Genomic DNA, 4,074 nt, shown 5'->3' with positions numbered 1-4,074 from the left:
TAACCATCACCCACATCGACCTACCGAAAGCCAGCAAAAAGGCCAAAGTTTAGGTCAGTGATCTCTGGGCTCGCCGGGAGCGTCGTGCTGCTCAGCACGCACCTGATCGATGATGTCGAGGCCGTGTGCGACCGTGTGCTAGTGATAAACGGCGGAAAGCTCAAATTCGACGGCACGGTGCCGGAGCTTGCCGCTGCGGGCCGCGATGACCTGCCGGGCAACTCCGCATTGGAGAGGGCCTACATGAATCTGCTGCCTGAAGCGGAGCAGGAGCTGTGAGAGTCTTCTGGCTGCATCTGCGCACGAGCCCGGCCCGCTGGGCGCTGCCGGTCCTCATCGCACTGGATCTCGCGGTGCTGTTTCTGCGGAGCAGGTACTGGGTAGGGGTATGGCCTGAGACGGGCGCAGCTGCGCAGGTGCCCGCGTACCTCCTCGGCCCTCTTGCGGCCGGGGCCGCGGCATGGGCGGCATCGACGCCAGCCCGCCATCGCGTCCATGAACAACTCGGGGCAGCGCGGACCTACCCGGCAACCCGAGAGGCGTACCGGCTCGGTGCCACGGCATTCATCTTCATCATCCCCTACTTGATCGGGCAGGCCATCGCATTCATCCTTACCGCGCGGACTTTTCCTCCCGGGTTCGCACTCTGGCTGGGCTACGCCCTACTCGGCGTGTTCGTCCTACTGGCCTGCGTGGGTCTGGGGTGGGCCGTCGGCCAGCACGCCAGCTCTACCTTCGGGGCCTTGATCGCGACGCTCGGCACGCTGATACTCATCGGCCTGCTCGCACGGTGGTTCCACTTCGTGGTGGTCTCCGGACGCTCGGAGATGACAGTGCATACGCTCGGGCTGGGCCTGCGGCTCGGTGCGGTAGTCCTGCTACTCGCCGCACTGTGCTGCATTCCAGTTAGAGCTGGACGGACAAGGCCGTACGCCTCGGCACTGACGGTCGCCCTTTTGCTGCTCGCTGGTGCCGTGGTGGCTACTCCAGCAGCTGAGCTTCGGGAACCGGCTGGCGATCGCGCCGTTTGTGTCGGCACCTCGAGCCAATTCTGCATCTGGCCTGAGCAGGAGAAGTATATACCGCATTTGCGAGAGCTCAGTGAACGCGCCGAGGCTTTGCCCGACTCCTTTACTGTGCCGCCACGCTTGAACGCGTTCGGTGTCGAACAGTTCTGGGCCGTCGACCCACACGGCAAGGTCTACCTCAGCCTTGACATCGGCCCGCCCACCTTCTACATCCTGGAGGGCAGTCCGTGGTCCTACGCCGGTGACACGGCGACAGCTATCATGGGAGCCACCTTCGAGTACCGGGACGTCGATGACTGCGCCTGGTACCGCATGACCGACACCGACCGTGCCAGGCTGGAAGGGTTGCGAGCCTGGCTCGAGAGTTACCTCGTCGGCAACGTGTTGCCGGACTATCAAACGAACGCACCAGCGGAGATCCTGCAAGCTTGGGCCGTTGGTTGGGCGACGGCCGAACTACCCCTCCCTGAGCAGTTCGCTTGGGCCGAGAGCGAGGTGCGAGAGCTACGTGGCGACTATTGCGGATCATGAGAACTCGGCACCTGGCAGCCATGCATCTTTCGTTCCAGTACGTACCTTTCTAGCTGTTCGCCGGGCGTGGCTGGTTCTCGCGGGCACGGTTCTGCTGGGCGTGCTGGCCGCTGCCGTCGGCACATACGAGGCATCGCTGCCGGCCGTGGGTGACACCGGGCAGTCATTGATCCCGATGTGGCGCCAGGTCAGCCACGGCAACTCCTCGGCCACTCCGGGGTGCATCAGGTCTTCCTCGGATGGTCTGTGGTGCCAGGACCTGCGAACCCGCCACCGCGCGCGCCCTGCTGCAGACCCTCGACCTGCCAGGCATGACAGCCACCGCGGACGCGTTGCACGCCGCCAGGGCGACCGCCGAACTCATCCATGACCACGGCGGCCAGTTCGTGTTCCCGGTCAAGGAGAACCGCCGGACCCTGTTCGACGCCCTCAACACGCTGCCCTGGGCCAACACACCGCCCGACCTGGAGAACGTCGACACCGGACACGGCCGCCGCATCCGCCGCACGATCCGTGTCCTGCCCGCCCCGCCCGATCTGCCGTTCCCGCAGGTCAACCAGGTCTGGCTGATCGAGCGCTACGTCACGCACACCGCCACCGGGAAACAGTCCGCCGCCGCGCAGCTCGGCGTCGCCAGCCACACTCCCGACCAGGCCAGTCCCGCCGAACTGGCCGCCTACAACCGGAGCCACTGGGCCATCGAATCGTTGCACTGGATCAGAGACACCTGCTACCGCGAGGACCGGTCGACCACGCGTACCCGATCCGGGCCCCGCTACGCAACCTCGCGATCAACGTCCTACGCCTGGCCGGCCGAACCGACATCACGGAAGCCACCACATCATCTTGAAACGGCCGTGACCTCAACGACTGACGTTCGAAACGGGCGAACGAGTCGACCCTGGCACTCTACATACCTGCGGATCTACGCGGTCCCCCACCGAGCCCAGACTATCCCAATGATGCTCACAATCAGCACAAGGAGACCGAGTAGGGCAGAACCTATTGGTGTCACCTGATGCGGCGGACCACCAGCTCTGAAATTTCCCGAGTCTATTGCCACCGAAGCAACATCCACCCCGTCAACATCGCCCAACATTTGCATGATGGCCGTCGGACCCGCCCCTTGATAGTTGAGCTCATAGATCGACACACGCGATATTTGCTCAGGGGTCACCGTAGTCGAGATTTCGCGGGCAAGATCCCAGGTGGGCGCATGGGGCGCGTCGTAGGCTACAACAATCGGCTTCTGGGTTTGACTATTCCATCCGATCAGCCTGATCAACGCCGCGCCGCGAAGCGACAATGACTCACTGTCAGCAGTCTCAAGTCCGGTTACCGGATCCAAGAACGTAAGTGACCACTCTCGATCACGCTGAGGATTAATACTTGCAATCACAATCCGTGAACCATCAGGAGACCAGGCCCCCTTCCCAGCAAGCACTGACTGCGGGGGCAAGTCGAACACCGTCTTGGCTTCCGCAAGCCGGTTGTAGATTGTAACCCGACTTTCATACTGATAAGCCACCTGCGTGCCGTCCGGGCTAACGGCGACGGCGAACCCTGGCGAAGAAATCACATATGTAGCCGAGGCAAACTCCTCAAAGAGCCCATTCTCAGCGTTCAACACGCCTAGCCGATGGACAATCCCCTCAGTCATGGGGTCTTCCGCATATGACTTTGCCATCAGGATAAGAGAACCATCCGGAAGCCAGGCTTCGGGCACCAGGACATCGCTGTCCAACGATTCCGCGTCGATGGTTCTACCGTCGCCAGCCACAAGATCGACGATCTCGACGCCTTCGTCTACCGACAGGGCGATCTGTGACCCGTCTGGCGACAGGACCGCAGTCCTTCCTGGATCTGCTGGATATCCGTGCAGGACCCTGTACTCGTCTACCCCAAGCCCGATGACTGCTAGTCTGCCGGAACCATCACTAAATAGGACGCTTGCTGGGCCAGGCGGTGACCATCCGACTGGAGTCGTCAGGAGCCCAGGCGAGCCGACCTCCCTGGGTATGGATGGTTCCGCAGTTACACCTCTTCCCCCGCCTAGGTCAAGCTCCACCACCCCGTACGCCAGGATCCCTGCGCCAAGCACCCCGAGGACGAGTGAAGCGACAAAGTACCTGCGACGCCTGCCTTGCCGAATCGCAAGACCAGCACTTTCGCAATCAGCCATCCGTCGACACTCCATTCACACCGATCACCTTCTGAAGACACCGGTCGCCGCCATCAAACGAGCGGTGCGATCGCACCTTGCTCTCCACCCACGCGACCTGTCTTGCAGAGTTCTCGAACAAGCCCGGCCTGATCAGCGTTTCAGGTACTACCGTGTCTTGCGATGAAGTAACGACGCAGATCTGATTCATCTCGGGAAGGACAACAGTGCCAGGATCTCCACCATCGCACGGCAAGAACTGAGCACGAATGATATCCCGGCTGTCCGCTACACCAGGAGGACTTCCCGAAACTATTACCGGGCTTCTCAACGTAATCCGTAAATGCGAAAGAT

The 4,074-nt window shown here is 62.0% G+C and carries 5 protein-coding genes; 3 read left to right on the top strand and 2 right to left on the bottom strand.

What is annotated here, in order from left to right:
* The first annotated feature begins 84 nt into the window (after nt 1–84).
* The 3 genes from ACFHWU_RS28705 (at nt 85) to ACFHWU_RS28695 (ending at nt 2,578) form a co-directional block, all read left to right on the top strand.
* On the top strand, nt 85–279 hold the full coding sequence (locus ACFHWU_RS28705) for a hypothetical protein (RefSeq protein WP_416592235.1): 195 nt from the start codon (nt 85–87) through the stop codon (nt 277–279).
* Entirely contained in the window at nt 276–1,559 is a 1,284-nt protein-coding gene (locus ACFHWU_RS28700) for a hypothetical protein (protein ID WP_416592234.1), read from the top strand. Before ACFHWU_RS28705 ends, ACFHWU_RS28700 begins: the two co-directional genes overlap by 4 nt.
* Before the next feature lie 239 nt (nt 1,560–1,798).
* A complete protein-coding gene (locus tag ACFHWU_RS28695) occupies nt 1,799–2,578 on the top strand; it encodes an ISAs1 family transposase (protein ID WP_416592233.1) in 780 nt (259 codons plus the stop codon).
* Here the strand turns inward: ACFHWU_RS28695 and ACFHWU_RS28690 are convergent.
* On the bottom strand, nt 2,485–3,630 hold the full coding sequence (locus tag ACFHWU_RS28690; protein ID WP_416592232.1) for a TolB family protein: 1,146 nt from the start codon (nt 3,628–3,630) through the stop codon (nt 2,485–2,487). The two genes, ACFHWU_RS28695 and ACFHWU_RS28690, sit on opposite strands and share 94 nt — an antisense overlap.
* Nucleotides 3,631–3,733: 103 nt before the next feature.
* Nucleotides 3,734–4,074, bottom strand: a 341-nt coding sequence (locus tag ACFHWU_RS28685) for a hypothetical protein (protein ID WP_416592231.1), incomplete at its 5' end; no start/stop codon positions are given.

Origin of the sequence: Micromonospora sp. LOL_015, assembly GCF_048060275.1 — a bacterium.
Taxonomy (GTDB): Bacteria; Actinomycetota; Actinomycetes; order Mycobacteriales; family Micromonosporaceae; genus Micromonospora_E.
This window is presented reverse-complemented; position numbering and strand designations above follow the sequence as displayed.

What these genes read in the sequence shown, in the direction of transcription:
- ACFHWU_RS28695 (WP_416592233.1), top strand. Translation starts at nt 1,799, where the DNA reads ATGGTCTGTGGTGCCAGGACCTGCGAACCCGCCACCGCGCGCGCCCTG.